Origin of the sequence: Mesorhizobium sp. M1006 (genome assembly GCF_040318825.1) — a bacterium.
GTDB lineage: Bacteria > Pseudomonadota > Alphaproteobacteria > Rhizobiales > Rhizobiaceae > Mesorhizobium.
Map to the genome: position 1 here is coordinate 23,962 of NZ_JAMYMZ010000003.1, position 26,322 is coordinate 50,283.

Here is a 26,322-nt window from a genome sequence, read left to right on the forward strand (position 1 = left end):
CCCGACGATTTCTTATCGCCGGATCATAGCAGAGGCGCGCGGCTTGCGGCAGATGAAACTTTAGAGAGTGTGAATGTGGGCCCGCGGCGCCTACTTCTGTGACGCGGCGGCAGTCTCGGTGTTCGCTCCGCCAGCGCTGAAACCTGCGCCCTCCGGCGCGCCCGGCCGCTTGATGTGTGGCGCGGCCGCGACGACAAGCTCGTTGAACCCCTCGCCACCGCTGTCCAGCATCTCGAACAATTGCCGGCGCATCCTCGGCTCCCAGAACTTGTTGATGTGCTCGGCGACGCCGGCAATGCCTTGCTCGCGCGGCTTTGAGTGGAAAAAGGCGGCAATCTGGTTGGCCATGCGAACCAGCTTTTCGCTGGTGCTCATGAGGTGGCCTTCGTCATGCGACATGCTTGGCAACTCCGGAAACCACGCGGTCAGGATGGGTGAAAATATCGAAATCGTCGCCGCGCACCAGCGCCACCAGCGTCATGCCGGAATCGTCCGCGGTGCGGATGGCAAGTGCGGTCGGCGCCGAGACGGCAATGATGACGGCCGAGCCGATCGCCGCGGTCTTCTGCACCATCTCGACCGAAACGCGCGACGTGACGACGACGGCCCCCGACCTGCCGTCGATACCGGCTTTGGCCAGCGCGCCAGCCAGCTTGTCCAGTGCGTTATGGCGGCCGACATCCTCGCGCGCCATGACGATGCCCTTGCCGGGAAGGTAAAACCCGGCGGCGTGGACGGCACCGGTCTCGGCGTGCAGCGGCTGCAGCTTCGACAAAAGCTTGACCGAGCGGACGATGTCATTGGCCTGAAGTGTAAGTTGCGACGCACCGACCGGGTTTACCGAGCGCATCGCCTCCTCGATCGATTCGATGCCGCACAACCCGCAGCCGACCGGGCCGGCCAGGCGTCTGCGACGCGCTTCGAAGCGGGTGTTGGCCTGGTCCTTCAGCCGGATCTGGATATCGATGCCGGCGCCGTGATCCTCGACTTCGATCGCTTCGATTTCGTCCGGCGAGGCAACGATGCCTTCGGTCAGCGAGAAGCCGAGCGCGAAATCCTCGAAATCAGCCGGGCTTGCCATCATCACCGCATGCGTGGTGCCGGCAAAGGAGAACGCCACCGGCGTCTCTTCCGGCACCATGCGGTTGGCGGCCGCAGTGCCGCCGGCGCGGCGCGCGAGACGCGAGATCTGCGCAATGGCTTTGCGGCGCGCGGTCAAGGACTACTCCGCCGCTTCCAACTTCGCGATGCGGCGGCTTTGCTTTGCCTGCTCGTCATAGTCGCGCTGCCATTCCGACGGGCCGTCGGATGCACCCACCTGCACCGCGGTCACCTTGTATTCCGGGCAGTTGGTCGCCCAGTCGGAGAAGTCGGTGGTGATGACGTTAGCCTGGGTGTCGGGATGGTGGAAGGTCGTATAGACGACGCCCGGCGACACCCGCTCGGTGATCAGCGCGCGCAGCGTCGTCTCGCCCGAGCGGCTGGTCAGCCGCACCCAGTCGCCATCGCGCAGGCCGCGATTTTCGGCATCGTGCGGATGGATCTCCAGCCGGTCCTCGCTATGCCAGACCACGTTGTCGGTGCGCCGGGTCTGCGCGCCGACATTGTATTGCGACAGGATGCGGCCGGTGGTCAGCAGCAGCGGGAAGCGCGGTCCGGTCCTTTCGTCGGTCGCGACATATTCGGTGCGGATGAACTTGCCCTTGCCGCGCACGAAGCCGCCAATGTGCATGATCGGCGTGCCTTCCGGCGACTTCTCGTTGCAGGGCCACTGCACGGAGCCCACCCGGTCGAGAAGGTCGAAGGAAACGCCGGCGAAACTTGGTGTTGTCTTGGCGATCTCGTCCATGATCTGGGACGGATGCGTGTAGTTCCAGCCGAGGCCGAGCGCCTTGGCGAGCTCCTGCGTCGCTTCCCAGTCGGCATAGCCGCATTTCGGCTCCATTACCTTGCGCACCATGTTGATGCGGCGCTCGGCATTGGTGAAGGTGCCGTCCTTCTCGAGGAACGTCGAGCCGGGCAGGAACACATGCGCGTAGTTGGCCGTCTCGTTGAGGAAGAGGTCGTGCACGACGACGCATTCCATCGCGGCGAGACCGGCGGCGACATGCTTGGTGTCGGGGTCCGACTGCAGGATGTCCTCGCCCTGCACATACAGTCCCTTGAACGAGCCGTCGACGGCCGCATCCAGCATATTGGGGATGCGCAGGCCGGGCTCGTCGTCGAGCTTGACGCCCCACAGGCTCTCATAGATGGCGCGCACCGCGTCGCCTGAAATGTGGCGATAGCCGGGAAGCTCGTGCGGGAACGAGCCCATGTCGCAGGAGCCCTGCACATTGTTCTGGCCGCGCAGCGGGTTCACGCCGACGCCCGGCCGGCCGATATTGCCGGTCGCCATGGCGAGGTTGGCAATGGCGATGACGGTGGTCGAGCCCTGGCTGTGCTCGGTCACGCCGAGGCCGTAATAGATCGCGCCGTTACCGCCGCGGGCGTAGAGCCGCGCCGCGCCGCGTATGTCGTCGGGATCGACATTTGCAAGCTGGCCGATCACTTCCGGGCTATTTTCCGGCAGCGCCACGAACGATGCCCAGTCCTGGAACTCGTCCCAGTCGCAGCGCTCGCGGATGAAGGCCTCGTCGAACAGGCCCTCGGTGACGATGACATGGGCAAGTGCGGTCAGCATGGCGACGTTGGTGCCCGGCTTCAGCGGCAGATGGAACTGCGCCTCGACGTGGGCCGAGCGCACGATGTCGGTGCGGCGCGGATCGAGCACGATCAGCTTGGCGCCCTCGCGCATGCGCTTCTTCATGCGCGAGGCGAACACCGGATGCGCATCGGTCGGATTGGCGCCGATCAGCAGGATCACGTCCGTCTGCTCGATCGAATCGAAGTCCTGCGTGCCGGCGGAGGTGCCGAAGGTCTGGCCGAGGCCATAGCCGGTCGGCGAATGGCAGACACGGGCGCAGGTATCGACATTGTTGTTGCGGAAGCCCTGCCGGACCAGCTTCTGGACGAGGTAGGTCTCCTCGTTGGTGCAGCGCGACGAGGTGATGCCGCCGATCGAGGTGCGGCCGTACTGGTACTGGATGCGGCGGAATTCGTTGGCGGTATGGGTGAGCGCCTCTTCCCACGACACTTCGCGCCACGGATCACTGACCCGCTCGCGGATCATCGGCTTCAGGATCCGGTCCTTGTGCGTCGCATAGCCATAGGCGAAGCGGCCCTTGACGCAGGAGTGGCCGTGGTTGGCCTTGCCTGCCTTGTAGGGCATCATGCGGATGACCTCGTCGCCCTTGACCTCGGCCTTGAACGAACAGCCGACGCCGCAATAGGCGCAGGTGGTGACGGTCGAGCGCTCGGGCAGGCCTTTCGCCAGCACGGTCTTTTCCCTCAGCGCATCAGTCGGGCAGGCCTGCACGCAGGCCCCGCACGACACGCATTCGGAATTGACGAACGCCTCGTGCATGCCGGCCGAGACCCTGGATTCGAAGCCGCGGCCCTCGATGGTCAGCGCGAACGTGCCCTGCACCTCCTCGCAGGCGCGCACGCAGCGCGAACAGACGATGCACTGCGCCGGATCGTAGGTGAAATACGGGTTCGATTCATCGCGGGCGATGTAATCGATGGTCAGCGAGCCATGGCCGGGCGCCACCCCGTTTTCCTGCTTGACGTGGTTGCGGCCGTCCACGCCATAGCGGTTCTCGGTCAGGCCGACCGTCGTGACGACCTTGTCGAACTCGCTGGCGCCGGTGCCGGCCTTCTCGCCCCACGCCGCCGGGTAGTCGGAGACGTAGAGTTCCATCACGCCGCGGCGAATGGCGTTCAGCCGATCGGTCTGCGTATGCACGACCATGCCTTCGCCGACCGGCGTAGTGCATGAAGCCGGCGTGCCGCCGCGCCCGTCGATCTCGACGAGGCAGACCCGGCAGGAGCCGAACGAGTCCAGCATGTCGGTGGCGCAGAGTTTCGGGATTTCGACGCCGGCTTCCATCGATGCGCGCATGATCGAGGTCCCCGCCGGCACTGTTATCGACTTGCCGTCGACCGTCAGCGTCACTTGCTGCTCGGCTTCAGAGGCAGGTGTGCCGTAGTCGATTTCCTGGACCAGCGATTTGATGTCGAATGCCGCGTTCATGGCTGTCCGCTCCTATTCCGCTGCTTCGGCGACCGGCGTCGGCCGAAAGTCATCCGGGAAATGGTTGAGTGCACTCATCACTGGATATGGGGTGAAGCCGCCGAGAGCGCAAAGCGAGCCGAACTTCATTGTGTTGCAAAGGTCGGTGACCAGCGCGATCTGCTTTTCCGGTTCGACGTTCTGGGCGAGCCTGTCCAGCACCTCGACACCGCGAGTCGAGCCGATGCGGCACGGCGTGCACTTGCCGCAGCTCTCGATGGCGCAGAATTCCATGGCAAAGCGTGCCTGCTTCAGCATGTCGGCGCTGTCGTCGAAAACGACGATGCCGGCATGGCCGATCAGCCCGTCCTTGGCGGCAAACGCTTCGTAGTCGAACGGCGTGTCGAACAGCGCGCGCGGGAAGTAGGCGCCGAGCGGGCCACCCACCTGCACCGCTTTGACCGGGCGTCCCGTCGCCGTGCCGCCGCCGATATCGTCGACGATCTCGCCCAGCGTCATGCCGAACGCCGCCTCGTAGAGACCGGGATACTTGACGTTGCCGGCAATCTGGATCGGGATGGTGCCGCGTGAACGGCCCATGCCGAAATCCTTGTAGAAGGCAGCGCCCTTGTCCATGATCACCGGCACCGAGGCCAGCGAGATGACGTTGTTGATCACCGTCGGCTTGCCGAACAGGCCCTTGTGCGCCGGCAGCGGCGGCTTGGCCCGCACCTGCCCGCGCTTGCCTTCGAGGCTGTCGAGCAGCGCGGTCTCCTCGCCGCAGACATAGGCGCCGGCGCCGACGCGCACTTCCATGTCGAATGAATTGGCCGAGCCGAGCACATTGACGCCGAGCACGCCGGCCTTGCGGGCGATCTCGACAGCCTTCTGCATCACCGCCACCGCGTGCGGATATTCGGAGCGGATATAGATGAAGCCCTTGGTCGCGCCGGTGGCGATGCCGGCGATCGCCATGCCTTCGATCAGCACGAAGGGGTCGCCTTCCATGATCATGCGGTCGGCGAACGTGCCGGAATCGCCTTCATCGGCATTGCAGACGATGTATTTGCGGTCGGCCGACGTATCGAGCACAGTTTTCCATTTGATGCCGGTCGGGAAGCCGGCGCCGCCGCGACCGCGCAGCCCGGACTCGGTCACCTGCTTGACGACCTCGGCCGGCGTCATCGCCACTGCATTCTGCAGGCCCTTCAGCCCGCCATGCGCCTTGTAGTGGTCGAGCGACAGCGGATCGGTGACGCCGCAGCGCGCAAAGGTCAGCCTTGTCTGCCTTGCCAGGAACGGGATCTTGTCCGGTGCGCCCAGCCAGCGCTTGTGGTGGCCCCCGGTGAGGAAGCCGCAGTCGAACAGGCTTTTGACGTCGGATGGCTTCACCGGCCCGTAGGCGACGCGGCCAGTGGCTGTCGCAACCTCGACCATAGGCTCGAGGAAATAGGCGCCGCGCGAGCCGTTGCGCACGATCTTGGCCTCGATGCCGCGCTCGGCCAATTCCGCACGAACCGCCTTGGCAACCTTTTCCGCACCGAGCGCCAGCGCGCCGGAATCGCCGGGAATATAGATACGCGGGATCATGAGCGCACCTCGGCAACGATCTCGTTGAGCTTTTCGTCGTCGAGCCGCCCGATCACCTCCCCGTCCAGCATTGCCGACGGCGAGCAGGCGCAAAGGCCGAGGCAATAGACCGGCTCCAGTGTCACCGAACCGTCGCGGGTTGTCTCGTGGAAACCGATGCCCAGCAATGATTTGAGCTTGGCGGCAATCGCATCCGAGCCCATCGACTGGCAGGCTTCCGCCTGGCAGAGCTTCAGCACATGGCGGCCGGCGGGCTGGCTGCGGTAATCGTGATAGAAGGTGACGACGCCATGAACCTCGGCCCTGGAGATGTTCAGCGCCTCGGCGATGATCGGCAGTGCGTCCTGCGGCACATAACCGAACTCTTCCTGTATGCCGTGCAGGATCGGCAACAGCGGGCCTTCGAGGCCTTTCAGCTCGTGGATGATCGCCGCCGTGCGAGATGCGATCTCGGTACTTGCTAGCTGCATCGTCATGCAGCGCCCTCCCTGGTCGTGGCGGTCTTCCGCTAAGTGGTTAGGAAATCAGAGGAAACCCGCCAAATCAATAAAGCCGATCCGTTGCTCGATAGAAATTTTCTATCGTTCGCGTTCACCAGCATTGTCTAGACTAGCGGCGGCCGTGGAAATCGTCCGCCAGCGCCATTGCCTCGTCCAACAGCGCCGAGACCAGCGGCGTGTGCGGTTCGCGCCGCGCCGCCACCAGCCCGACCGTGTGGCTGGCATCCGGCTCGACGATCGGGATCGCCCGGATCGGCTCGGAAAAACCGAAGGTTTCCGCAAGGTTAAGCGGCATGATCGACGACCATTTGCCGGTGCGGATATGCGAAAACAGCACGATCATCGAGTTGGATTCCAATGTCGGCCGCACCTGCACGCCGGCTTCGGCCAGATGCTGGTCGATGATGCGGCGGTTCTGCATGTCCGGCGTCAGCAGGCAGAGCGGCAGCTGGCTGAGTTCCGCCCATGTCACTTTGTCGCGGTCGAAATAGGGGTTCCCGACCGCGGTGATCAGCTGATAGCGCTCGTCATAGAGCGGCACGCTAGTGACGCGTCCGAGCGGCTCGTTGTCGAGATAGGTGATGCCGGCGTCGATGTCGAAATTGCCGAGCAGCGATAGCACCTCAATCGAGGTGCGCGACAGCACCGAGAAGGTGACGCCGGGATGCTTTGCCCGAAACGGCGTCGTCAGTCGCGCCACCATGGCCAGCGCCGTCGGGATCGCGGCGATGCGGATGCGCCCCGACAGGCCGTGGCGCGCCGCCCGCATCTCCTCGCGCATGGTCCTGCTATCGCCGACGATGCGGCGCGCCCACACCAACACCTGCTTGCCTTCCGGCGTCAGCCCCTGGAAGCGCGAGCCGCGCAGCACCAGCATCACGCCGAGCTGACCCTCCAGCTGCTTGATGCCGGCCGAAAGCGTCGGTTGGGTGACGCCGCACACCTCCGCCGCCCGGCCGAAATGTTCTTCCTTGGCAAGTGCTATGAAGAATTCCAGCTTATCGATCATGCCGTCGGGAGCCTGTCACGGACGCTGTGTCCGATCTTAGCGCGCAAGGTCGGGGAAATCGCCTTCGGCCGCAAGCCGCCTGTGTAAATCGTCCGCATCCACATCTTTCAGCCGGCTTACTGTTTCCCGCGATGGAATGCGGCGCTATGTGGATGAGACGGGGTCGTGGACTGGACACGACGGGAGTACCGAACATGCTGGGCTGGTTCCGCAAGCTTTTGCCGCGCGAAGATCGCTTCTTCGACCTGTTCGAGCGGCATTCCCGCACCGTGGTCGGTGGCGCCGAGGCACTGCAGCAGCTTTTGCAGGGCAACGACATCGACCGCTGGTGTCAGACGATCATCGATCTCGAGAACGAAGCCGATCAGATCACCGCGGAAGTGCTGCTGGCCGTGCGCCGCTCCTTCATCACGCCCTTCGACCGCGGCGACATCAAGGACCTGATCCAGTCGATGGATGATGCCATCGATATGATGCACAAAACCGTCAAGACGGTAAGGCTGTTCGAGAAGAAGGAATTCGACCCGCTGATGCAGGAAATGGGAGGTGTCATCGTCGAGGCCGCCAAGTTGGTGGCCGAGGCGATCCCGCTGCTCGGCAAGGTCGGGGCGCATACGGTGCGCCTCAACGCCATCGCCGAGGAGGTCATGCGCGCCGAAGGCCGGGCCGACGACCTGCACGAGCAGGGCCTGAAGGACCTGTTCAAGCGGCACGGCCGCAGCGATCCGATGGCCTATCTGATCGGCAGCGAGATTTACGGCCAGCTGGAAAAGGTGGTCGATCGCTTCGAGGACGTCGCCAACGAAATCAGCGGCATCGTCATCGAGAACGTATAGTGTCAGAAGCCGCAATAGCCTTTCCCGTGCTGGTCGGCCTTGTCGTCGTCGCGCTGTTCTTCGATTTCCTCAACGGCCTGCACGATGCCGCCAACTCCATCGCCACCATCGTCTCCACCCGGGTGCTGCGGCCGCATTATGCGGTGTTCTGGGCGGCCTTCTTCAATTTCATCGCCTTCATGTTCTTCGGTCTTCACGTAGCGGAGACGCTCGGAACCGGCATCATCGACGCCAGCATCGTCACGCCGGCAGTAATCTTCGCAGCACTTGTCGGCGCCATCGTCTGGAATGTCGTCACCTGGCTCGTCGGAATCCCGTCCAGCAGCTCGCACGCTCTGATCGGCGGTTTGGTCGGCGCCGGCGTTGCCAAGGCAGGCACCGGTGCCATCGTCTGGGCCGGGTTGGGCAAGACGACGGCGGCCATCGTGCTGTCGCCGGCGGCAGGCTTTCTGCTGGCGCTTGTCTTGATCCTCGCGGTCTCGTGGCTGTTCGTGCGGCAGACGCCGTTCGCCGTCGACAGCACCTTCCGCGTTATGCAGTTCTTTTCCGCCTCGCTCTATTCGCTCGGCCATGGCGGCAACGACGCGCAGAAGACCATGGGCATCATCGCCGTGCTGCTCTATTCGCAAGGCATGCTCGGCGCGAATTTTTACGTGCCGCTGTGGGTCGTCATCACCTGTCAGTCGGCGCTGGCGCTGGGCACGTTGCTCGGCGGCTGGCGCATCGTCCACACCATGGGCTCGAAGATCACCCGGCTGAACCCGATGCAGGGTTTCTGCGCCGAGACCGGCGGAGCGATCACCCTGTTCGCCGCCACCTGGCTCGGTATTCCGGTATCGACCACGCACACGATCACCGGCGCTATCATCGGCGTCGGCGCCGCCCGCCGCGTCTCCGCCGTTCGCTGGGGCATTGCCGGCAACATCGTGGTCGCATGGATCGTCACCTTGCCGGCAACCGCGGCGATCGCGGCTCTCACCTACTTCGCGGTCGGTCTGGCAAGGTGATGTGAGCATCATGGCGCCTGGAGCCGCCTCTGGCGCGGCGACTACCGGTCCACAAGATTCAGGATGTTGCCGTCCGGATCCCTGAACCATGCGACCTTCATGCCGTGACCGACATGGATGTCACCCTCAAGCGTCAGCCCGGGCATGTCGTAATGCTCGAAGGTCACGCCCTTCGATTTCAATGCCTCAACGATCTTGCCGAGTTCGTCGCCGACCGTCCATGTCACAGCCGTCGCCTTGTTGGTCCCAGCGAAGTTCGAACGGTAGACGTTGATGCTGGTGTCGCCGCTTTTATAGACGATCAGTTCGCCACCTTCATTGTGCACCTCTTTCAGGCCAAGGACCCCTTCGTAGAATGCCCTGGCCTTGGCCAGGTCCTTCACGGCGAGATTGGCCGTCGCGTTGCTGTTTGCGAGCATGATTCGTCTCCTTCCCTGGCTGTCATTCCATGCTCATGAAATAGGCTGCGCTGACGATTTGGCGACGGCTGCTCCCACTGGAAATGCCGTCATATGCTCGCTGCCTCCCCGATACGCCGCTGCAATTGGTGGTCCATCGCTTGGTTCTGTTCCGGAACTGCATTATCTGGAGCGGAAAAGTAGAGGAAAAACTCATGCCCGCCGCCAATGAAAACGTGACCAAGGAAATCGTTATCGAGCGCCTGAAGACGGTCAATGGGCCGGATTTCACCGGCAATATCGTCGACCTCGGCCTGGTTTCCGAGATTTTCATTGCCGATGCCAAGGTGTTCTTTTCGATAACCGTTCCCGCTGCCCGTGCCCAGGAGATGGAACCGCTGCGTGCGGCGGCCGAACGTGTCGTCAAGGCGATCCCCGGTGTTGCCGGCGCCGTGGTCGCGCTGACGGCGGAAAAGAAGGGCGGCGGCATGGAGGCGCCGGTTCCGCAAAGACCGGCTCAGAGGCCCGCTCCGCCGGCCGCACCTGCGCGTCCCACGCCGCAGGCGCCCGCCTCGCACAGCCAGGGCAAGCGCGGCGTACCCGGCATCGAAGCGATCATCGCCGTCGCTTCCGGCAAGGGCGGCGTCGGCAAGTCGACCACCGCCGTCAATATCGCCCTTGGGCTTGCCGCCAACGGGCTGCGGGTCGGGGTGCTCGATGCCGACATTTATGGCCCTTCCATGCCGCGTCTGCTCAACATTCGTGGCAGGCCGCAGACCGTCGACGGCAAGATCCTGAAGCCGATGCAGAATTATGGCCTCAAGGTCATGTCGATGGGCTTCCTCGTCGATGAGGAGACGCCGATGATCTGGCGCGGGCCGATGGTGATGTCGGCATTGACGCAGATGCTGCGCGAGGTCGAATGGGGACCGCTTGATGTGCTCGTCGTCGACATGCCGCCCGGCACCGGTGACGCCCAGCTGACCATGGCCCAACAGGTGCCGCTGGCCGGCGCCGTCATCGTCTCGACGCCACAGGACCTGGCCCTGATCGATGCGCGCAAAGGCCTCAACATGTTCAGAAAGGTCGACGTGCCGCTATTGGGTATCGTCGAAAACATGAGCTATTTTCTCGCCCCCGATACGGGAAAACGCTACGACATCTTCGGCCATGGCGGCGCCCGCCGCGAGGCCGAGCGTCTCGGCGTCACCTTCCTTGGCGAAGTGCCGCTCGAGATGGGCATCCGCGAAAGCTCCGATGCCGGCACGCCGGTGGTGGTCTCCAAGCCGGATGGCGCTGAGGCGAAAATCTATCGCGACATCGCCGCCAAGGTCTGGGACCGCGTCAATGAAGAGCGCGGCGCGGCCGAGGCTGCAGTGCCGAGCATCGTGTTCGAGTGATGCGGATGTCCCTCCCCAAGTGGGCCCCTTGAGGGGGAGGGTGGCCGGAAGGGTCAGGTAGGGTCCGCGGCGACGCGCTCCAACTCTCCGGGATAGCGGGCTGACAAACCACGATCCCGTCTGGCGCGGAGGCAGATGTATGTCTTTCGTACCAAAGAGCGGATTCGGATGGCGCGTGCCCCTTGCCTGCTCCCGCGCGTTGTCATATCGATTTGTCATACAAATACGGAGACCACGATGGCAGGCGCCCCCACCCACAAGAAGAAATTTCGCTCGCAGGAGTGGTTCGACAATCCCGACAATCCGGGCATGACGGCACTCTATCTGGAGCGCTACCTGAATTACGGGCTGACGCGGGCCGAACTGATGTCCGGCAAGCCGCTGATCGGCATCGCCCAGACCGGCTCGGACCTGTCGCCCTGCAACCGCCATCACATCGAACTGGCCAAGCGCGTGCGCGAAGGCATCGTCTCGATGGGTGGCATCCCTTTCGAGTTCCCTTGCCACCCGATCCAGGAGACCGGCAAGCGGCCGACTGCTGCACTTGACCGCAACCTTGCCTATCTCAGCCTGGTAGAGGTGCTCTACGGCTATCCGCTCGACGGCGTAGTGCTCACCATCGGCTGCGACAAGACGACGCCAGCCATGCTGATGGCCGCGGCCACCGTCAACATTCCGGCTATCGCGCTTTCGGTCGGCCCGATGCTCAACGGCTGGCACAAGGGCAAGCGCACCGGCTCCGGCACCATCGTCTGGGAATCGCGCCAGCGCCTGTCGGCCGGCGAGATTGGCTATGACGAGTTCATGGATATCGTTGCCTCCTCGGCGCCGTCGACCGGCTATTGCAACACGATGGGTACCGCCACCACGATGAATTCGCTGGCCGAGGCGCTCGGCATGCAATTGCCGGGCTCGGCCGCTATCCCCGCCCCCTATCGCGAGCGCGGCCAGATCGCCTACGAGACCGGAAAGCGCATCGTCGACATGGTGCATGAGGATCTGAAGCCGTCCGACATCATGACCCGTAAGGCCTTCGAGAACGCCATCGTCGTCAACTCGGCGATCGGCGGCTCGACCAACGCGCCGATCCACCTCAACGCCATCGCCCGCCATCTCGGCGTGCCGCTCGACAATGACGATTGGCAGAAGGTCGGCCTCAACATACCGCTCATCGTCAATCTGCAGCCGACGGGCGAATATCTCGGCGAGGACTATCACCATGCCGGCGGCGTGCCGGCCGTGGTCGCCGAACTGATGAAGGGCGGCCTGCTGCCCTATCCGGAAGCCATGACAGCTAATGGCAAGACCATCGGTGACAATTGCAGGGGCGCCGTCAACGAGAACCTCGACGTCATCCGCACGGTTGCCGAGCCGCTGAAAGCCAATGCCGGCTTCATCAATCTCAAGGGCAATCTGTTCGATTCGGCGATCATGAAGACCAGCGGCATCTCGCCCGAGTTCCGCGAGCGCTATCTGTCGAACCCGAAGGACCCCGAAGCCTTCGAGGGCAACGCCATGGTGTTCGACGGGCCCGAGGATTACCACGCCCGCATCGACGATCCGGCACAAGGCATCGACGAGCACACCATCCTGTTCATGCGCGGCGCCGGCCCGATCGGCTATCCGGGCGGCGCCGAAGTCGTCAACATGCAGCCGCCGGCCTATCTGATCAAAAAGGGCATCCACGCGCTGGCCTGTATCGGCGACGGCCGCCAGTCGGGCACGTCGGGTTCGCCCTCGATCCTCAACGCCTCGCCGGAAGCCGCCATCGGCGGCGGGCTGGCGCTGCTGAAGACCGGTGACCGCGTCCGCGTCGATCTGCGCAAGGGCACCGCCGATATCCTCGTCAGCGACGACGAGATCACGCGGCGGCGCACCGAGCTGCAGAACAATGGCGGCTATCACTATCCCAAGCACCAGACGCCGTGGCAGGAGATCCAGCGCGGCATGGTCGACCAGTTTTCCGAAGGCATGGTGCTGAAGCCGGCGGTGAAATACCAGGATGTGGCGCATACAAGCGGGGTGCCGAGGGACAATCACTGACCAGGGTCCGTCGCACGAGCCAGCCGCCGGTGCAGGCAATTTGCCGAGGTCAGCGCCAGGAGGGGTAGGGGTGGGGTACATCGTACAGCGAAAGCCTCGGCTTTCCACTGCGATCGCCTGCCGCTAATGGGCAGAAATGCCCGGCACAGGGTTGGACGCGGTTATTTGTCAACAGCGATTGCTCCCGCGAGAACGGCAATGCTTGACAAGCGGGCGTGACAAATCCACGATCATCGCAAGGGGTGCATCGCGACGACCCCGTGAGGCGTCAGCCCAACGTTCGCGTCCAAGCTTCTCTTTCAAGGAGGTGGACGCCATGCCGTCAACAACCGCTATCACTGTATCGCAACTGTCCCGTCTGATTGGGCTGCCGGGTGCACCCGCAATCATCGACGTCCGCATCGACGATGACTACAACGCCGATCCGCGCCTGCTGCCGGGGTCGGATCGTCGTGATTTCAGGAGTGTCTCGAACTGGGCTGCTGACTTCGCCGGCAGGCAAGTGACAGTTGTCTGCCAGCAGGGAAAAAAGCTCTCGCAAGGCGTGGCCGCATGGCTACGGCAGGAGGGCGTTGCCGCCGAATCGCTCGATGGCGGGTTTGAAGCGTGGCGCGATGCCAAGGGCCTTCTCGTTCACGCCGACAAGATACCGCCCACCGATGCCAAGGGCCGCACCGTTTGGGTGACGCGTACGCGCCCGAAGGTCGACCGCATCGCCTGCCCCTGGCTGATCCGGCGCTTCATCGATCCTCACGCGGTCTTTCTCTTCGTCGAGCCGGCCGAAGTGGCGGCCGTCGCCGATCGCTTCCAGGCCGTGCCTTTCGACATCGAGAACGTGTTCTGGAGCCACCGCGGCGAACGCTGCACCTTCGACACCATGATCGAGGAGTTCGGGCTCAAATCCGAAGCGCTCGATCGCCTGGCCACGATCATACGCGCTGCCGATACTGCGAGCCTCGATCTTGTTCCACAGGCGGCCGGGTTCCTGGCCGCCTCGCTTGGCCTGTCACGGATGTTTCGCGACGATCTGGAGCAGCTCGAGGCCGGCATGCTGCTTTACGATGCGTTCTTCCGCTGGTGCCGCGATGCCACCGAGGAGGCGCATAACTGGCCGGCCGCCGGCGCAGTCAGCGCGGGCAAACCATCGTGAGCGCCGTCCTTTCGAAAAAGCCGGCGGAGATTCAGGAGCCCGCTGTGCCGAGCTTCCGGCAGGCCGTGAAGGTCTGGGCAAAAATCGGGGTGCTCAGCTTTGGCGGCCCGGCCGGGCAGATCGCGCTCATGCACAAGGAACTGGTCGAGGAACGGCGCTGGATCGGCGAACAGCGCTTTCTGCATGCGTTGAACTACTGCATGCTGCTGCCTGGCCCCGAGGCCCAGCAACTCGCCATCTATATCGGCTGGTTGCTGCACAAAACGGCCGGCGGCCTTGTTGCCGGCATTCTCTTCGTCGTGCCGGGCGCGCTTGTCATGCTCGTCCTGAGCAGCCTCTATGCGCTCTATGGCGATGTACCACTCGTCGCGGCGCTGTTTTTCGGGGTCAAGGCGACCGTGCTCGCCATTGTCATCGAGGCGGTGATCCGGATCGGCAGACGCGCGCTGAAAAACCCGATCATGGTGTCGATCGCACTCGCCGCCTTCATCGCCATCTACGCGTTGAACGTGCCGTTTCCGCTGATCGTACTGCTTGCCGGCCTGACAGGCTGGATCGGCAACCGCAGTGCGCCGGCATTTTTTTCAGGCGCCTCGCATGGCAAGGGCGATGTTCCCGACATCAAGGGCGTGGTCGATCTGATGTTCGAGCGCGGCGAACTGACCCACGTCAGGCCGACACGATGGCACGCGCCGCGCACTTTGGCGATCTGGCTGCCGATCTGGCTGGGGCCTGTTCTGCTGGTCTGGGCTTTCACCGGCCCTGCCAGCGTTTGGACTCAAATCGGTGGCTTCTTCAGTGTCATGGCGGTCGTCACCTTCGGCGGCGCCTACGCAGCCCTTGCCTATGTCGCGCAGGCAGCGGTCGAGTACTTCGGCTGGCTGGCACCCGGTGAAATGGTCGACGGCCTTGGACTTGCCGAAACCACGCCGGGTCCGCTCATCCTGGTCTTGCAGTTCGTCGGCTTCGTTGCCGCGTTCCGCCAGCCGGGCTTGCTGGCGCCGCTGGTTGCCGGACTGTTTGGCGGGCTGTTCACGCTGTGGGCGACGTTTACCCCATGTTTCCTATGGATATTCCTTGGCGCGCCTTACATCGAAGCGCTGCGCGGCAACAAGGCACTGTCGGCGGCGCTCGGTGCGATCACCGCCGCCGTCGTCGGCGTCATCATGAATCTCGCTCTATGGTTCGGCTTGCACGTCATCTTCGGCGAAGTGCGCAATGTCGGGCTTGGAATGGACGTGCCGGTGCTTTCATCGATAGACTGGCGCGCGGCGCTGCTTTCCTGTGCCTCGATGATCGCCATTCTGAAGCTGAAGATCGGTATCCTGCCGACGCTTGCCGGATCGGCGCTGGCCGGTGTCTTGTTGCTGGCGGTAAGTAGCTGATGCCTGCAAGGACTTGAAGCGCATCGCCTGAATCTACTTAAACGCGACGCTTGGATGCCGCTGCCTTTGTATTCCGCTTGTGAACCACCTAACTGGTTGGGAACGGTTGGACCATTATGGCGCAACGGCGTTCTTCCCTCGGCTTCCTTGGAATGTTCGGTCGCTCGGGCGACTTGAGGCAGCTCGACGATTCATTGCGCGGCGCCGATCTGCATCCCGCCCTTGTGCCGGAGGGGGTAAAACTCACGATCGTCAATCTGATGAAGGATCACTGGCCCGACGAGCCGCCGCCGGGCATCTATGCGTCGGTGGCACAATTGTGCAGCTATTGCATCGCGGGTCCCGAAACCTTCGAGCAAGCCAATGGCCATCAACGGACGCTGGAAGCCGAGCGCCGCATCGAGGCGGCACTTGAGGCCGGCGACAGCTTCGACGCACAGATCGTGCTGATGACGCTGCATGCCAAGCTGATCAACGCCGAAGTCGTCGACCGATACGGGCTCAGCGCGGAATGACGCGACAGGCAAGATCTGCCGGATCCCCCCGCGGCAGCCGAGTCGATCAAGCCCGGCTGATCTCCTCAAGATACCAGCCGATGTAGCGCAGTTCGTTGTATTCCATCGGCGCGATCGGCCCCGGCACGAAATAGTGCGAGCGCACGCCACGCGCTGTGTGCTCGATGATCTTCTTGTCCTCTTGGGTGGTGACCTTCCACAGCCAGGTCAGCTTCTCCAGATCGTAGTCCTGGCCCTCGACCGCGTCGCCGCGCACCAGCCAGATCAGCTCCATCTCGCAGGTGCCCGCGGTTTTCGGGATGAAGCGGTAGATCATGCCGTGATCGGGATAGCACACGAGGAAGGTCGTGCCGCCGAGATGGATGGAGGTGACGCCACCGTCATAGTCGGTGAAGCGGCCCATCAGCGGGGCCACCGGCGAGCCATCCTGGCTGCCGCTCGAAACGCCATCATAGAGCGCATAGCGGAAGGTATGGATTGCTTCCTGACCGGCCGCCGAGTTCTGCCAGCGGTTGGCGCTGCCGATCTCGATGCCGAGCGCGCAGGTGCGCTGCTCCATCGCCGCGTTGAGCTGCTCGATCATCTCGGCCGGCTTTTCCAGCGCATGCGTCTGCGAATATTCCGGATGCGCCGGCCCGCAATGGTAGCATTCGACATAGTTCTCGACGGCGAGCTTCCAGTTGGCGTCGAGCGGATAGGACTGGCGATACGCCACCTTGGCGTCGCCCCAGCCATACTGGCCGCAGCTTGTGCGCAGCGACTGTTCGATTGGATCGAAATCGAGCGGCGTCTCCGCGAAGGAAATGAAAACCAGCCCGGAGGCAACGCGGACATGAAGCTTCTTCAGCCCGTGCGCCGTGCGGTCGAAATCCTTCGGCATCAGGCGGGCAGCGCGCAACGACCCGTCATTGGAATAGGTCCAGGCGTGGTAGGGACACACGAACATCTTCGCGTTGCCCTTCTCCTTGGTGCAGACCTCGGCGCCGCGGTGGCGGCAGACATTGAGCATGGCATGCACGGTGCCGTCCATGCCGCGCGTCAGGATGACCGCCTCATCGCCCAGTTTGAACAGCTCGAAATCGCCGGGGTTCGGGATAACGCTGGCATGGGCCAGGCAATGCCAGTGGCGGCGAAAGACACGTTCCATGTCACGCTCGAAGATCGCCGGGTCATGATAGAAGGCACGCACCAGGCCGTGGCCGGGCCGGTGAGACGCCACCAGCCGATCGATCGCGTCGCCGTCGGTGTGGGCTTGCAGGATAGGATGCGCACTCATTTGTCGTTCTGCCCGATGGTTGGTCCTGGGGCAATTCCAGGAAAACTGTGAAGCGGTTTTCCGTCCGGAATTGGCTCTGGGTGGTGGCTGTATGGCTGCACGAACTCGTCTCCGGTCAGCCGCCCATATACGTGCGCGGCAGGTGGATCAGGCTGCCGAAGCGGGCACGCAATCTGTCGTCGACCTGTTTTGGCACGTGGCGCGGAAATCGTTCGGCAAGAATGCGTTTCTTCTCGGTGATCGCCCGCAGCAATATATCAGGTCGGCCTTTTTCGTTCCATTCCTTCGGTGAGGAACGATCGGCGAAGGCGGGATAGAGATGATCGGTCTGCATCAGCTTGAGCGTTTGTTCGCTGTCGAGATAGTGGCCTGGGCCTTTGAGGCAGACCTCGGTGATGCTGTCGATCGACAGGGCCTCGTCAGTCACGTCGATGCCACGTGCGCAGCCCAGGCAATGACCGAGCATGTCGTTGTCGATGACCAGGCTCTCCAGGCAGAAGCCGAGCAGCGAGGCATGCATGCCGGCCGCCTCGTAGACGAGGTTGAGGCCGGAGAGGCCGGCCATCACATTGGTGATGCCCTTTTCGTAGCCGGATTGAATGTCGGGCAGTTTCGAATCCGTCATGCCAGCGGCCGAGCCGCCGGGCAGATCGTAGAATTGCGCCATCTGGGCGCAGGCCGCCGTTGCCACCGACTGCTCGGCCGACCCGCCGGCCATGGCGCCGGTACGCAGGTCCGACATGAACGGCCAGGCGCCGAAGATCGCCGGATGGCCCGGCTTGAGCGCATTGACATAGACCAGGCCGGCCAGTACTTCGGCCACCGCTTGCACGACGGCGCCGGCCATCGCCGCAGGTGCTGTGGTGCCGGACTGGCCGGTCGAGAGCAGCAGGATCGGGATGCCGCCTTCAACGCAAGCCTCGAGCACGCCGCAGGCATCCTCGGCGAACTTCATCGGCGGCACGACGAATGAGTTAGAGTTAGAAACGAATGGCCGGGCGCGGAAATTCTCCTCGCCGCCGGCGATGGCGTACAGCATTTCAAGCGCCGGCTTCACGTTCTCACGCACGGTGAAGGATGTTCCGACGTGCTTCGATGTCCCCATCACACAGGCATAGAGCGTGTTGAAATCCATCTCGAGCGGATCGGCGATGTCGCGCGCCACCATCGGCCGCTGGAAGAAATGGATGTTGTCCAGCCCATCGACGATGCGGGCAGCATCATAAATGTCCTGCAGCTTGGATTCGCGGTACTCGCGCTTCTCCAGATCCACCAGGTGCACGGCGATACCTGCCGTGCCGTAGTGCACGCGCTTGCCCTGGACCACCATGTCGTGCCTGGCGTCCTGGCCATGAAGTGTGAAATGTCGTGCCGCCCGCTTGATGGTGTCGAGCACTAGCGCGCGCGGAAAGCGCACACGGTCGTCGTCGCCATGGACCGCCCCCGCCTTGGTCAGCACCTTTATGCAGGAAGGGATGGCATTGGCGAAACCCACCGTCTCCAGGAGCGTCAGCACGCCCTCGTGGATGCGCTCGCAGTCATCCCCGCGCAGCGGCCCGTAGCTGCCGCTCTCGATGGCCTGGTGTCGTGGTCCGGTGTCCTCCATCAGAGGAGCTGATCGCATGGCATGTCCTGTTTCGCGAAGACCGGAGCGCTGTGGACGACGGTTCGCCGGCGTGTCCTGCTGTTCGACAGCCACTGGCATGGAAGCACTCCACCTTCATCGGCAGGAACTCGCGGCGGTTGGTCCACCATCGGCCTGCTTCGTCCCTCTACACAGCGACTATGCCGCCGGCATTGGCACAGCCTATGTGCCAGCCGGTCCCGTCGAATATGCCAAGGAGCTAAAGAACCGGAGCCGCACCACATGCGCCAGGCTCCGGTCGGGGAAGGGAGATCAGGCCGCTGCCGGCCTGCGTCCAGCTGCCGTCGCCAGTTCGCGGATGCCGGGTTCGATGTGCTGCAACGCGATCGAGGAAATGCCCAAGCGCATGAAACGCGATGGCTTTTCGGTGCGGTCGAAGAAGCGGTCGCCAGGCTCGATGATGACGCTGCGCGAGGCCGCGGCCTCCGCCAGCCCGCGCGAATCGGTGCCGCGCGGCCCCTCGAGCCAGAGCGACGTGCCGCCGGCCGAATCGGTCGAGCGCCACTCCGGTAGGAAGGCGGAAATCGCATGGACCAGACGCTTGCGCCTCTCGTCGAAGGCGCTCGACAGCCGCCGCACCAGCGCCTCGTGATGGCCGAGCGACAGGAAGAGCGCCACGGCGCGCTGGTTGTTCGCCGGCGGATGGCGCAGCATGAAGCGGCGTAGCGCCCGAAGCTCGGAGATCAGCCCGGCCGAGGCGACGATGTAGCCAAGCCTCAGGCCGGGAGCCAGCGTCTTCGACATCGAGCCGACATAGACGACGCGGCCGGAGCGATCGAGGCTCTTCAGCGCCTGCTGCGGCGCCTCGTCCAGGAGCTGGCTGTCATATCCGTCCTCGATGATGATCTGGTTGTGCCGGTTGGCGCGCGCCAAAAGCTCCTGCCGCCGCTCCGCCGACAGCGGCACCATGGTCGGGCAATGGTGGCTGGGCGTGACGAAGACGAAGCCGGAATCATTGGGAATGGCCGAGGTTACGATGCCGGAGTGGTCGACCGGAACCGGCTGGATCTCGGCGCCGGCCAGCCGGAAGATCGAACGTGCATCGGGATAGCCCGGGTCCTCCATCGCCACCTTGGAGCCCTTGGTCATCAACAGCGTCGCCAGCATGTAAAGCGCGTTCTGCGCGCCCAACGTCACGATGATCTCGTCCGGATTGGCGAAGATGCCGCGTCGCGGCAGCAGCCGTGCCTGGATCTGCTCGATCAGGAGCGGATCGTCGCGGTCGACCATGTCGGATGCCCAGTTGCGGATTTCGAGCACCGCCAACGCCATGCGGTTGCACTCGCGCCATTCGGCGGTCGGGAACAGCGCCGGGTCGAATTGGCCATAGACGAAGGGGTATGACGACTTGATCCAGTTGTCGTGCTTGGCCGGCGGCGGCATGTCGCTCGCCGCGATCTGCCGACGCGCCTTCCAGTCGATCTCGTTGGCCTGGTCGGGCGCCTTCTGGTGCGGCTTGGCCGGCGTCGCCAGCACTTCGGGATTGACGAAATGGCCGCGGCGCTCGCGCGCCACCAGGAAGCCCTGGTCGACCAGCTGCTGGAAGGCCAGCACCACGGTGCCGCGCGCCACGCCGAGTTTTTCGGCAAGAATCCGGCAGGACGGAAGCGGCATGGAAGCCGCGATCTGCCGGTCGAGGATGGCGGCGACGATCGCCTGGCGGATCTGCGCCTGCAGGGTCTGACCGGATTCCGCCGAAATCCGGAACAGGCCGGACCAAATGGCCGTGTCGTTTCGCTGTGGCATGGGAGATGTTCCTCGATGGCCAGCTTTTTTCACATGGCTGGACCAGTCGAATGTACCGGTGGCACAAGGTGTTGCGCCAATCAATTTTTCTGATCGCTGGGATTTATGCCAGTGATCCTTTGAGCCGGCCCACGCTGCGCTGCGGCATCGCTGCGCATTGAAACAGATGGGATTCGACCCGATAGTTTGCCGCGACGACACGCGCCGGAAACATCCGGCCTGATAAGATGCATCTCAAGAGACCGGAGCGAAGCAGTGGATCAATCGTCCTTTCAAAAGCAGCTCGACGCATTGCGCGATCACCGTGCGGCCAAATCGGGCTCGATGCGCGAGGCTTTCGCTGCCGATCCGCAGCGCTTCGAGAAATTCTCCGCCAGTGACGGCGACCTGCTGCTCGACTGGTCGAAATGCGCGGTCGATGCGCGGACTATGGAGTTGCTGGAGAAACTGGCTGAGGCCGCTGACCTCGAAGGCCGGCGCGACGCGATGTTTGCCGGCAAGAAGATCAACGTCACTGAAGGCCGCGCCGTGCTGCACACGGCGCTGCGCAACCTGACCGGCAAGGGCATCGTGCTCGACGGCCAGGACGTGAAGGCGGAAGTCCTTGCCGTACTCGACGCGATGGGTGCCTTCGCCGACGCGGTGCGTTCCGGCAAGGCGGCCGGCGCGACCGGCAAGAAGATCACCGACATCGTCAACATCGGCATCGGCGGCTCCGATCTCGGCCCGGCCATGGCGACGCTGGCGCTGGCGCCCTATCATGACGGGCCGCGCGCGCATTACGTATCCAATATCGACGGTGCCCATATCCACGACACGCTGAAGGGTCTTTCCGCCGAAACCACCCTGTTCATCATCGCCTCCAAGACCTTCACCACGGTCGAGACGATGACCAATGCCGAAACCGCGCGCAGATGGGTCGAGAAGGCGCTCGGCAAGGAAGCGGTCGGCAAGCATTTCGCCGCCGTCTCGACGGCGCTCGACCTGGTCGCCAAATTCGGCATCGCGCCCGATCGCGTCTTCGGCTTCTGGGACTGGGTCGGCGGGCGCTATTCCGTCTGGGGTGCGATCGGTCTGCCGGTGATGATCGCCATCGGCCCGAAGGATTTTCGCGCCTTTCTCGACGGCGCCCATGAGATGGACGAGCATTTCCGCACCGCCCCGCTGGCGAAGAACCTGCCGGCGCTGATGGGGCTGGTTGGCTGGTGGCACCGCGTGATCTGCAAATACCCCGCTCGCGCCGTCATCCCCTACGATCAGCGTCTGTCCAGGCTGCCGGCCTATCTGCAGCAGCTCGACATGGAATCGAACGGCAAGAGCGTCACCCTGGACGGCGGCGCTGTAACGACGCCGACCGGCCCGCTGGTCTGGGGCGAGCCCGGCACCAATGGCCAGCATGCCTTCTTCCAACTTCTGCATCAGGGCACCGATTTCATTCCGGTCGAATTCCTCGCCGCTGCCGTCGGCCACGAGCCGGAACTGAAGCATCACCACGACCTTCTGCTTGCCAATTGCCTGGCGCAGTCGGAAGCCTTCATGAAGGGCCGCACGCTTGAGGAAGCCCGAGCGCAGATGCTGGCGAAAGGCATGAAGCCGGCCGATGTCGACAGGATTGCTCCGCACCGCGTCTTCTCCGGCGACCGCCCCTCAGTGACGATCCTCTACAGGAAACTCGACCCCCACACGTTCGGACGGCTGATTGCGCTTTACGAACACCGCGTCTTCGTCGAAGGCACGCTGTTCAACATCAACTCCTTCGACCAGTGGGGCGTCGAGCTCGGCAAGGAACTGGCGACCGGGCTGCTGCCCGTCGTTGAAGGCAAGGAGAACGCCGCAAAGCGGGATGCCTCGACTGCTGGACTGGTGGAATACATCCACCGCTTGCGCGGCCCGGAGTGAAAAGCTTGGCGGACATCAAGGGAATATTGTTCGACAAGGACGGCACGCTCGTAGATTTCAACGCGACATGGCTGGGCATCGCCGACTTCATGGCGATGGATGCGGCCGAAGGCGATCGCTGGAAAGCAGACAGGCTGCTTGCGGCGGCGGGCTTCGACTTCGCCACCAAGCGCTTCAAGCCGGATTCGATTTTTGCCTCCGGCACCAACATGGACGTCGTCGAGCTGTGGTTTCCACGGCTGTCCGACGAGGACCAGATGCTTGCCGTCGCCCGCTTCAACGCCATCACCTCGGCGCAAGGATCGGCAATGGCGGTGGCGCTGCCGGGCGTGGTCGAGACGCTTGGCCTGCTTCACAGAAAATCCTACCGGCTTGGTGTCGCCACCAACGACTCGACCAGCGGCGCGGAAAAGACCCTGGTCACGCTGGGCGTCGCGCAGCTTTTCGACGCCGCCTATGGTTACGACGCGGTGGCCAATCCAAAACCGGCGCCGGATACGATCCTTGCCTTCTCTGATCTGACGGGGCTCAGGCCCTCGGCAATCGCCATGGTCGGCGACAACCGTCACGATCTTGAAATGGCGCGGGCGGGCGGCTGCGGTCTGGCGGTCGGCGTGCTGTCCGGCACCGGCACACGTGAATCGCTGTCCCAGATAGCCGACGTCATTCTGGATTCGGTGGCCGACCTGCCTGATTTTCTTTCGGCGCGGGTCAGCGAGACAGTCTAGACTCGCAGCTAGCTGGTCCGAACGAGAACAGGCCGCTCGGTTTCATCGCCGCATTCCTGCCTTCGCCGACATCCGGCACCTCGTATTCGGCCAGCAGGCGAAGCCGCGAGCGGGGCAGATAGGCGCGGCCCGGATCGCCGATCAGCACGGCGATGCCGGCTGCAAGGCAGCGGTCGAGGAAGGGGACGACCCGGCCGGCGAGATCATGGGCGTAGAACAGGTCGCCGACCACCACGACATCCACCGGTGGCGGCGGACCGCTGGTGATGTCTTCGCCAATGATCATGATAGCGACGCCGTTCGCAGTCGCGTTGAGGCCGAGCGCAACCACACCGTTGCGATCGATCTCGGCCGCGACGACCGCGCTTGCCCCGGCTTTTGCCGCTGCAATGCCGACGAGACCCGAACCGGCGCCGAGGTCGAGCACGCGACGGCCGGCCACGGTCTCCGGCCGGTCGAATATGTAGCGGGCGAGCACCGCGCCGCCGGCCCAGACATAGGCCCAGTACGGTGGCTCCGGTTCAGGTCCGTCTTCTTCGGTCGCATGTTGGTTCCATTCGAGAAGCCGCCTGAGCCCGCTTCCCGGATGGGCGGTGTAAAGCCGAATTTCGGGAAGCGTGGGCACGGGGGCGATCCGCATGTTCGCCCGGATGAACTGTGCCGGGTCCGGGCGCGAACCTATGCTCACGGCGTTGGCGCCGGCGATGCAATCGCTCAAGCTGCGCCTAGCCCCGCAACGCCCGGCGCAGGATCTTGCCGACCGGTGTCTTCGGCAGCTCGGTGCGGAACTCAATATACCTGGGACGCTTGTAGCCGGTCAGGTTCTCACGGCAATAAGCCGTCAGCATGTCGGCGGTCAGTGCCGGGTCCTTCTTGACGACGAACAGCTTCGGCACTTCACCCGAATGCTCGTCCGGCACGCCGATCGCGGCAACTTCGAGTACGCCTGGATGCTGCGCCACCACTTCCTCGAGTTCGTTCGGATAGACGTTGAAGCCGGAAACCAGGATCATGTCCTTCTTGCGGTCGACGATCTTGGTGTAGCCAAGCTCGTCCATGAAGCCCATGTCGCCCGATTTGAAGAAGCCGTCCTCGGTCATCACCTTGGCGGTCTCGTCCGGCCGGTTCCAGTAGCCGGCCATCACCTGCGGTCCGCGGATGCAGATTTCGCCGACTTCGCCGAGCGGCAAATTGTTGCCGTCGTCGTCGCGGATCGCGATCTCGGTCGAGGGCAGCGGCAGGCCGATCGTGCCGGTGTAAACGCCGTCGCTGAATTTGTTGATCGTTGCTCCCGGCGAGGTCTCGGTGAGCCCGTAGGCCTCGCTGATCGGGCAGCCGGTCAGCACTTTCCAGCGTTCGGCGATGGCCCTCTGCACCGGCATGCCGCCACCCAGCGTCAGGATCAGCGGCTTGAAATCGAGCTTGCGAAAATCCTCATTATTGAGCAGCGCATTGAACAGCGTGTTGAGGCCCGGAAAGATGTGGATCGGGTATTTCTGCAGCTCCTTGACGAAGCCGGGAATGTCGCGCGGATTGGGGATGAGGACATTCTGCGCGCCTTGCTGCATGCCTACCAGCACGTTCGCCGTCAGCGCAAAAATGTGATAGAGCGGCAGCGCGCAGAGGAAGTTCAGATGCGCCGGCTTCGGCTTGACGGTAAAAGCGTCTTCGGCCCACAGCGCGTTCTGCGCGACGTTCGCCAAAATGTTGCTGTGCAAAAGCATCGCGCCCTTGGAGATGCCGGTCGTGCCGCCCGTGTATTGCAGGAAGGCGATGTCGTCGGCCGTGACCCTTGCGGGCCTAAAGGCCTTGCCTGTGCCCGCCTTCAGCGCGGCGTTGAACTTGACATGGCCGGGCAGCGACCATGCCGGCACCATCTTCTTGACGCGGCGTACAACGAAGTTGACGATCGTTCCCTTGAGCCCGCCGAGCATGTCGCCCATCGAGGCGACCACGACATGCTTGACCGCGGTCCTGGCGATCACCGCTTGCAGGGTGCAGGCAAAATTTTCGAGGATGACAATGGCTTGAGCGCCGGAATCCTTGAGCTGGTGCTCCAGCTCGCGCGGCGTGTAGAGCGGATTGATGTTTACCACGACATAGCCGGCGCGAAGCACTGCCATCATCGCCACCGGATATTGCAGCACATTCGGCATCATCAGCGCGACGCGCGCGCCCTTCTGCAGCCCCGTTGATTGCAGATAGGCGCCGAAGGCGGCCGACTGTCGCTCGAGGTCGGCATAGGTGATCGATTTGCCCATGCAGACGAAAGCCGGCCGGCTTGCAAACTGCTTGCACACGGTGACGAGAAAGTCGCCGATCGAGCTGGAGGGCAGGGCGCCGATCTCGGCCGGCACGATCTTTGGATAACTCTTGAGCCACGGTTTTTCCGGCAGGCCGGCGGCCAGCGACGTGATCGCCTTTGGTAATCTCTTGGCCGGACCTGCCGGCAGTCGTGGCGCTGTCGGCACTGCCTTCGCCGCCGGCTTGGCGGCAGACTTTGCAGCAGGCGCCGTCTTGCCGGTTGCCGGTTTAGCAGCCGCTCCAGCCGTGGTCTTCGCCGCCGGCTTCGCGCTTGCCTTCGCGGTAGCCGTCGGCTTGGCGGCGGCCGCTTTTGACTTGACTGCTTTCGATGTTGCCTCGGCCTTTGCTTTCGCCGCGTTGGTTGTCTTTGCCGGTTTTGCCACCTGTCGCTCCCTCAATCGTTCTTATTGTTTCGGCATGCTTGCGCGCCACCACCGCCCTGATCACAACGATATCCCACGCTTGCCGCAATGTCCGGAACGTGGGAAAATCCGGCACGCTGCCCACCTATCTATGTATTGCCACAAGCGACGGCCGTGCAAGCCTCGCCACCTGGAGTGCGGTAAGACTTGCCGTCAAACCTCTCGGCCGCGACCGGTTTTCGGATGCGCATCTCTTGAACCGAACGGCTCGATTCCCACAATTGGCGGCATCGCCGATCAACAAAAAATTGAAGTCGCTAATAATGTCGTGATCTGCGGATTCGGCTCGTTTTTTCCACAATTTGCCGCGTGTCGGAATTTTTTTCTGCTTCCCGTGGGTTAGGCAAACAAGCAG

Annotated in this window: 22 protein-coding genes; 10 read left to right on the forward strand and 12 right to left on the reverse strand. The window is 63.5% G+C overall.

Features of this window, described 5'->3' with window-relative positions; translation table 11 throughout:
• Positions 1-90: 90 nt before the first annotated feature.
• The 6 genes from NKH60_RS03380 to NKH60_RS03405 all read right to left on the reverse strand — a co-directional run bounded on the left by NKH60_RS03380 (position 91) and on the right by NKH60_RS03405 (position 7,213).
• Positions 91-399, reverse strand: coding sequence for a formate dehydrogenase subunit delta (locus NKH60_RS03380; protein ID WP_352613832.1), 309 nt, complete (start codon positions 397-399; stop codon positions 91-93).
• Entirely contained in the window at positions 389-1,219 is an 831-nt protein-coding gene (gene fdhD / locus NKH60_RS03385; protein ID WP_352871220.1) for a formate dehydrogenase accessory sulfurtransferase FdhD, read from the reverse strand. The genes NKH60_RS03380 and fdhD overlap by 11 nt, the downstream gene beginning before the upstream one ends.
• 3 nt (positions 1,220-1,222) lie before the next feature.
• Complete coding sequence (gene fdhF / locus NKH60_RS03390; protein WP_352871222.1) at positions 1,223-4,135, reverse strand: formate dehydrogenase subunit alpha; 2,913 nt, start codon at positions 4,133-4,135, stop codon at positions 1,223-1,225.
• 12 nt (positions 4,136-4,147) lie between these two features.
• Positions 4,148-5,704, reverse strand: a complete 1,557-nt coding sequence (locus NKH60_RS03395) for a formate dehydrogenase beta subunit (RefSeq protein ID WP_352613835.1) — start codon at positions 5,702-5,704, stop codon at positions 4,148-4,150.
• On the reverse strand, positions 5,701-6,180 hold the full coding sequence (locus NKH60_RS03400) for a formate dehydrogenase subunit gamma (protein ID WP_352469988.1): 480 nt from the start codon (positions 6,178-6,180) through the stop codon (positions 5,701-5,703). The genes NKH60_RS03395 and NKH60_RS03400 overlap by 4 nt, the downstream gene beginning before the upstream one ends.
• A gap of 133 nt (positions 6,181-6,313) precedes the next feature.
• Complete coding sequence (locus NKH60_RS03405) at positions 6,314-7,213, reverse strand: LysR family transcriptional regulator (RefSeq protein ID WP_352613836.1); 900 nt, start codon at positions 7,211-7,213, stop codon at positions 6,314-6,316.
• A gap of 194 nt (positions 7,214-7,407) precedes the next feature.
• Between NKH60_RS03405 and NKH60_RS03410 the strand changes: the two genes are divergently transcribed.
• Both NKH60_RS03410 and NKH60_RS03415 read left to right on the forward strand, forming a co-directional pair.
• Entirely contained in the window at positions 7,408-8,049 is a 642-nt protein-coding gene (locus NKH60_RS03410) for a DUF47 family protein (protein ID WP_352613837.1), read from the forward strand.
• Positions 8,049-9,056 (forward strand): inorganic phosphate transporter, encoded by a 1,008-nt coding sequence (locus NKH60_RS03415; protein ID WP_352469990.1) that lies wholly within the window; start codon positions 8,049-8,051, stop codon positions 9,054-9,056. Before NKH60_RS03410 ends, NKH60_RS03415 begins: the two co-directional genes overlap by 1 nt.
• Positions 9,057-9,097: 41 nt before the next feature.
• Here NKH60_RS03415 and NKH60_RS03420 read toward each other — a convergent pair whose 3' ends face one another.
• A complete protein-coding gene (locus tag NKH60_RS03420; protein ID WP_352469991.1) occupies positions 9,098-9,475 on the reverse strand; it encodes a VOC family protein in 378 nt (125 codons plus the stop codon).
• Between the two features lie 194 nt (positions 9,476-9,669).
• Between NKH60_RS03420 and NKH60_RS03425 the strand changes: the two genes are divergently transcribed.
• The 5 genes from NKH60_RS03425 (at position 9,670) to NKH60_RS03445 (ending at position 15,947) form a co-directional block, all read left to right on the forward strand.
• Positions 9,670-10,854, forward strand: coding sequence for an Mrp/NBP35 family ATP-binding protein (locus NKH60_RS03425; RefSeq protein WP_352469992.1), 1,185 nt, complete (start codon positions 9,670-9,672; stop codon positions 10,852-10,854).
• A gap of 237 nt (positions 10,855-11,091) precedes the next feature.
• Positions 11,092-12,897: an IlvD/Edd family dehydratase gene (locus tag NKH60_RS03430; protein WP_352613838.1), complete on the forward strand. Its 1,806-nt coding sequence runs from the start codon at positions 11,092-11,094 to the stop codon at positions 12,895-12,897.
• Between the two features lie 316 nt (positions 12,898-13,213).
• Complete coding sequence (locus NKH60_RS03435) at positions 13,214-14,047, forward strand: chromate resistance protein ChrB domain-containing protein (RefSeq protein ID WP_352613839.1); 834 nt, start codon at positions 13,214-13,216, stop codon at positions 14,045-14,047.
• Complete coding sequence (gene chrA, locus NKH60_RS03440; protein ID WP_352613840.1) at positions 14,044-15,432, forward strand: chromate efflux transporter; 1,389 nt, start codon at positions 14,044-14,046, stop codon at positions 15,430-15,432. Before NKH60_RS03435 ends, chrA begins: the two co-directional genes overlap by 4 nt.
• A gap of 116 nt (positions 15,433-15,548) precedes the next feature.
• Positions 15,549-15,947: a hypothetical protein gene (locus NKH60_RS03445; protein WP_352871227.1), complete on the forward strand. Its 399-nt coding sequence runs from the start codon at positions 15,549-15,551 to the stop codon at positions 15,945-15,947.
• A 46-nt stretch (positions 15,948-15,993) separates the two neighbouring features.
• Here NKH60_RS03445 and NKH60_RS03450 read toward each other — a convergent pair whose 3' ends face one another.
• From NKH60_RS03450 to pdxR, 3 genes are all read right to left on the reverse strand, one after another.
• Entirely contained in the window at positions 15,994-17,223 is a 1,230-nt protein-coding gene (locus NKH60_RS03450) for an aromatic ring-hydroxylating oxygenase subunit alpha (protein ID WP_352540459.1), read from the reverse strand.
• 115 nt (positions 17,224-17,338) lie between these two features.
• Complete coding sequence (locus tag NKH60_RS03455) at positions 17,339-18,928, reverse strand: trimethylamine methyltransferase family protein (protein WP_352540460.1); 1,590 nt, start codon at positions 18,926-18,928, stop codon at positions 17,339-17,341.
• A 192-nt stretch (positions 18,929-19,120) separates the two neighbouring features.
• Positions 19,121-20,614, reverse strand: coding sequence for a MocR-like pyridoxine biosynthesis transcription factor PdxR (gene pdxR / locus NKH60_RS03460; protein WP_023676815.1), 1,494 nt, complete (start codon positions 20,612-20,614; stop codon positions 19,121-19,123).
• A gap of 255 nt (positions 20,615-20,869) precedes the next feature.
• Between pdxR and pgi the strand changes: the two genes are divergently transcribed.
• Both pgi and NKH60_RS03470 read left to right on the forward strand, forming a co-directional pair.
• Complete coding sequence (gene pgi / locus NKH60_RS03465; RefSeq protein ID WP_352613841.1) at positions 20,870-22,513, forward strand: glucose-6-phosphate isomerase; 1,644 nt, start codon at positions 20,870-20,872, stop codon at positions 22,511-22,513.
• A gap of 5 nt (positions 22,514-22,518) precedes the next feature.
• Entirely contained in the window at positions 22,519-23,241 is a 723-nt protein-coding gene (locus NKH60_RS03470) for an HAD family hydrolase (RefSeq protein WP_352448533.1), read from the forward strand.
• Here the strand turns inward: NKH60_RS03470 and NKH60_RS03475 are convergent.
• A complete protein-coding gene (locus NKH60_RS03475; protein WP_352613956.1) occupies positions 23,225-23,881 on the reverse strand; it encodes a class I SAM-dependent methyltransferase in 657 nt (218 codons plus the stop codon). The two genes, NKH60_RS03470 and NKH60_RS03475, sit on opposite strands and share 17 nt — an antisense overlap.
• 85 nt (positions 23,882-23,966) lie before the next feature.
• The gene (locus tag NKH60_RS03480; RefSeq protein WP_352613842.1) at positions 23,967-25,712 is read right to left on the reverse strand and encodes a long-chain fatty acid--CoA ligase; all 1,746 of its coding nucleotides are present in this window, start codon (positions 25,710-25,712) and stop codon (positions 23,967-23,969) included.
• 46 nt (positions 25,713-25,758) lie between these two features.
• Here NKH60_RS03480 and NKH60_RS03485 point away from each other — a divergent pair, with 46 nt between their 5' ends.
• Entirely contained in the window at positions 25,759-26,310 is a 552-nt protein-coding gene (locus NKH60_RS03485) for a hypothetical protein (protein WP_352871231.1), read from the forward strand.
• Positions 26,311-26,322: the final 12 nt, after the last annotated feature.